Annotated in this window: 6 protein-coding genes and 1 pseudogene; 3 read left to right on the top strand and 4 right to left on the bottom strand. The window is 64.5% G+C overall.

What is annotated here, in order from left to right; genetic code table 11:
• Positions 1-836 (bottom strand): DEAD/DEAH box helicase (locus V6M49_RS04545; RefSeq protein ID WP_332760249.1); only part of this gene is annotated, 836 nt, incomplete at its 3' end.
• On the opposite strand from V6M49_RS04545, the gene V6M49_RS04540 reads away from it, so the two are divergent.
• Complete coding sequence (locus tag V6M49_RS04540) at positions 835-972, top strand: hypothetical protein (RefSeq protein ID WP_332760248.1); 138 nt, start codon at positions 835-837, stop codon at positions 970-972. The two genes, V6M49_RS04545 and V6M49_RS04540, sit on opposite strands and share 2 nt — an antisense overlap.
• Positions 973-1,034: 62 nt before the next feature.
• Here the strand turns inward: V6M49_RS04540 and V6M49_RS04535 are convergent, their stop codons facing one another.
• Entirely contained in the window at positions 1,035-1,202 is a 168-nt protein-coding gene (locus V6M49_RS04535; RefSeq protein WP_168223558.1) for a hypothetical protein, read from the bottom strand.
• Positions 1,203-1,283: 81 nt separating this feature from the next.
• On the opposite strand from V6M49_RS04535, the gene V6M49_RS04530 reads away from it, so the two are divergent.
• Positions 1,284-2,252: a GlxA family transcriptional regulator gene (locus V6M49_RS04530; RefSeq protein ID WP_332760246.1), complete on the top strand. Its 969-nt coding sequence runs from the start codon at positions 1,284-1,286 to the stop codon at positions 2,250-2,252.
• Between the two features lie 12 nt (positions 2,253-2,264).
• Here V6M49_RS04530 and V6M49_RS04525 read toward each other — a convergent pair whose 3' ends face one another.
• Positions 2,265-2,588: a protealysin inhibitor emfourin gene (locus tag V6M49_RS04525; protein ID WP_254752513.1), complete on the bottom strand. Its 324-nt coding sequence runs from the start codon at positions 2,586-2,588 to the stop codon at positions 2,265-2,267.
• A gap of 60 nt (positions 2,589-2,648) precedes the next feature.
• On the bottom strand, positions 2,649-3,707 hold the full coding sequence (locus V6M49_RS04520; RefSeq protein WP_141140983.1) for a M4 family metallopeptidase: 1,059 nt from the start codon (positions 3,705-3,707) through the stop codon (positions 2,649-2,651).
• 234 nt (positions 3,708-3,941) lie between these two features.
• On the opposite strand from V6M49_RS04520, the pseudogene V6M49_RS04515 reads away from it, so the two are divergent.
• Positions 3,942-4,183: pseudogene (locus V6M49_RS04515) on the top strand (HNH endonuclease signature motif containing protein); the annotation flags it as partial.

Below are 4,183 nucleotides of genomic sequence, written 5' to 3'. Positions count from 1 at the left end.
AGCACCTCGGTGCCGGCCAGGCGCCGGTTGGACTGGATCCTGGCGTTGAGTGCCTCTGCTGCGTCGCGGATTTCGCGCTCGCCGGAGAAAAAGACCAGGATGTCGCCGGGGGCCTCGGTGGCGAGTTCGTCAACGGCGTCGCAGACGGCGTCGAGCGGATCGCGGTCCTCTTCGAGTTCGTCATCTGAGGCGTCTGCATCTTCGCCATCGGCGGGTCCGCCGGCCGGCTGGGACAGCGGCCTGTACCGGATCTCCACCGGGAACGTGCGCCCGGACACCTCGATGATGGGGGAGGGCTCGTCGTCGGACCCGAAGTGTTTCGCGAACCGCTCCGGATCGATCGTAGCCGAGGTGATGATGATTTTCAGGTCCGGCCGCTGCGGCAGGATGCGCTTGAGGTAGCCCAGGATGAAGTCGATATTGAGGCTGCGCTCGTGCGCCTCGTCAATGATGATGGCGTTGTATTTGCGCAGCAGTTTGTCCCGCTGGATCTCTGCGAGCAGGATGCCGTCGGTCATGAGCTTGACCTTGGTGGCGCGGCTGACTTCGCCCGTGAACCGCACCTGGAAGCCGACTTCCTGGCCGATCTCCACACCGAGTTCCTCGGCGATGCGCTCAGCGACGGTGCGGGCTGCGAGCCGCCGCGGCTGGGTGTGCCCGATCAGGCCGTTGTCGCCCAGGCCCAGCTCGAGGCACATTTTGGGGATCTGGGTGGTCTTGCCGGAGCCGGTCTCGCCGGCGATGATGGTCACCTGGTTCGCTGCAATGGCAGCCTTCAGGTCCTCGCGGCGCTCGGAAACGGGCAGCTCAGCAGGGTAGGAGATATGAAATGTCATGGCTGCAGCCAGTCTACTGGGGCGGCGCCTGTTTCCCGCGCTTGCCGCCGTCAATCCCGCCGTCGGCCCGGCCGTTGATCCCGCCTTCCCGGACGCCACTCAATCAGAACAGGAGGAAGGGACCCGGCTCACATGAGCCGGGTCCCTTGGTGTTAGTACGGATGGGTTAACAATGACGGGTTGAGGCATGCCTTCTGGTTAGAAAATGCGCAAGGTGTAGTTAACGCTGGGCAGGTCCAGGGCGGACCAAGGCTGGTCGGAGGTGATGGGCGGGGTGTGGCCGCGGCCATCACGCAGGAGCGCTGAGATGGTGGCGGCGAGAACAACGAGGAGCAGGACCACTAGGGCGATTCCGAAGATTTCCATGACTCAATGCTGCTCCCGTGGACGGTGAAGAAACAGTGGCAGAAATGCCCAAAAAGATCGAATTTCTGCCATAATGGAAGCATGCTCAAATCAGTGGCAGTCATCGTAGTTCCCAACTTCTCTGTGTTCGAGTTCGCCACCGCCTGCGAGGTTTTTGGCATCGACAGATCAGGACGCGGCAGCAACGTTCCGGCGTTCGACTTCCGGGTCTGCACACCCGAACCCGGTAACGTCCGGATGAAATCGGGACTCTCCTTGAATGTTTCGCTGGGATTGGAGGCAACGGCGGACGCGGACCTCGTGATCATGTCCCCCTTCGGACGCGACCACGACGTTCCGGAATCCGTGCTGGAGGCATTGCGCGCCGCGCACGCCCGTGGAGCCTGGGTGATGTCCATCTGTTCCGGAGCCTTTGCCCTGGCCCGCGCCGGTCTGCTGAACGGGCGGCGTTGCACCACGCACTGGCACTATTCCCATGAACTCGCAAACCGGTACCCGGAAGTGCAGGTCGATGAAAACGTGCTCTATGTGCAGGACGGCAACCTGATCACCAGCGCCGGAACAGCGGCAGGAATTGATGCCTGCCTTCATCTGGTGCGCGTTGAGTTGGGCGCCAATGTGGCTGCCGCCATTGCGCGGGACATGGTGGTGCCGCCGCACCGTGACGGTGGCCAGGCTCAGTTCATCGACCGGCCCGTGCCAGCCTGTGGATCGGCGCCGATGGAAGAGTTGTTGCGCTGGATGGTGCAGAACCTGGAGCAGGAGCACACCGTCGTTGAGTTGGCGTCCCGCGTCCACATGTCAGCCAGGACCTTCGCCCGCCGCTTCCGGTCCGAAACCGGGGCCACACCCGCTGCCTGGCTGAACTCGCAGCGGGTCCTCCGGGCGCAGGAGCTGTTGGAATCCACTGACCTGAACATCGACGAAGTTGCCCGGGAATCCGGCTTTGGCCACCCCGTCCTGCTCCGGCATCACTTTGCCAAGGTGCTGGACACCAGCCCGCAGTCCTACCGACGGGCGTTCCGGGGGCAACTGGTAACAGCAGGCTGACTGGAGACGCAGCTAAGCCTGCACAGGACCCCGCCGGTCGGGGCTGTCCTCGGCTGCCGCCCGGGTGGTGTCGACCAGCACACGCCATGGTCCTGTGACAGCCTGCTCCGGCAGCGCTGCCCGCCGCTGGCCCGCCCGGATCGAATAGATAAATCGGTCCGGCTGGTTGTCCTGCACCTCCGCGGCTGCGGCCCGGACGGTCTTGGGCACCGCATCCCAAGGGCATGCTTCCACAATGGGTTGCCACCGGCTTTTGGCGCTCGCGGTCTGGGCATGCACTGTCCAAACGCGGGTCAGGGCTGCGATGCCGCCGCTGCGCTCCACACTGATCTTCATGGCCTGGGTCCTGGGCTTTCCTGCAGCCTGGCCGCCGGCTCGCGGCGGGCAGGCGTTCAACTAAAGCTTGACCTTCACAGTTTCCCACGCCTGCCGCACGGCGTCATGCTCCGGCGAATCGGTGCCGAACAGGTCGACGGCGGATGCCGCCGTCGCCCTCGCGAAGACGCGGAAGGTGGCGGTGGCAGGCAGCGAGCCGCCCGTCAGTGCGTCGTACCAGATCCGTCCCGGCGCCTCCCAGGCGTTGCCGCCCAGGGTCTCCGCCGTGAGGTAGAAGGCCCTGTTGGGGATCCCGGAGTTGATGTGGACGCCGCCGTTGTCCGCGCTGGTTCGCACGTACGAGTCCATCGAATCGGGCTGGGGGTCCTTACCCAGCACGTCGTCGTCGTACGCTGTGCCCGGGGCCTTGAGGGATCGGAGAGCCGATCCCTCAACCTGGGGCGTGAAGAGTCCTTCGCCGATCAGCCAGCTGGCGTCGGTCACGGACTGGCTGTTCAGGTACTGCTCCACGAGCGCGCCGAAAACGTCGGACATGGATTCGTTGATGGCACCGGCCTGGTTGCGGTAAGCCAACCCCGCCGAGTGCTGCGTGACGCCGTGAGTGAGTTCGTGCCCGATGACGCTCAGCGACCGCGTAAATCGTTCGAAGACTTCGCCGTCGCCGTCGCCGAAGACCATCTGGCGGCCGTCCCAGAAAGCATTGTCGTAGAGCTTGCCAAAGTGCACCGTGGCATCGAGCGGCAGTCCTTCGCCGTCGATGGAGTTACGGCCGAAGATGTCGGCAAACAGGCGATGCGTGTGCCCAAGGCCGTCGTACGCCTCATCAGCGGACTGATCGCCGGAAGCCGGTTCGCTTTCCTTACGTACGAGCTTTCCGGGCAGGATCTCGGATCCGCCGGCATCGTAGATGCTCCTGTTGGGTGGGCCGGGACGGACGTCGCGCAGTGCCGGGGGAGCGGCCGGAGCCGGCTGGGTACGGGCTGACTGGACTGACCGGACGTGGCTTAGCGCTTCCTTGGCAGCCCGCGCGGCGGCAGAAAACCGAGGCTCGTCCAGGCGGGCCAACCGCCGCAGTATGTAAGGCGGAATGATGGAACAGAATGTAGCTGGAACGTGCATGGCCTACCCCCTCGAGTACGTTGAATCAGCCTACGAGGGGGTGCTGACAATCTGATGAAGGCTCACTCAACCCAGGGCGAACGGACAGTTGAGGCCCCGTTTCATGGGCCGAAAGGACAGCTGTGGCCCTGAACTGCCGCGGCGGCTGGAGGCACGGATCGTTGTTTCGCGGAGTTATGCACATAGCCGTTTAGCCTCGCCGTTATTGTCAGTCCCTCGCGGGATGATTTGGGTATGGATAGCAGAGCGGCTGTGGCGACGGCGGAGGCCCTTTCGGTGTCTTTCGCTGAGCTTGCTTCTGCGCTCCGGGGCGGGACCGAGTCCGGCTGTTCCGGGGACGCTGATCCGTTGCGCCGGGTGGCAGATGGTTTCCTGGACGGGCTGGCCGAGATCTCACGGCTGGACGCGAAAAGTGCCGCCCTGAAGGCCTGGCTGGCCGCCGGTTACAACAGCGCTGCCGAGGCTTTGGCGGGCCC

The sequence above is a fragment of the Pseudarthrobacter sp. genome (assembly GCF_036675385.1).
In the GTDB taxonomy this organism is placed as follows: Bacteria; Actinomycetota; Actinomycetes; order Actinomycetales; family Micrococcaceae; genus Arthrobacter.
The sequence above is the reverse complement of the archived record's forward strand: the minus strand, read 5'-3'. Positions and strand labels throughout refer to the sequence as shown.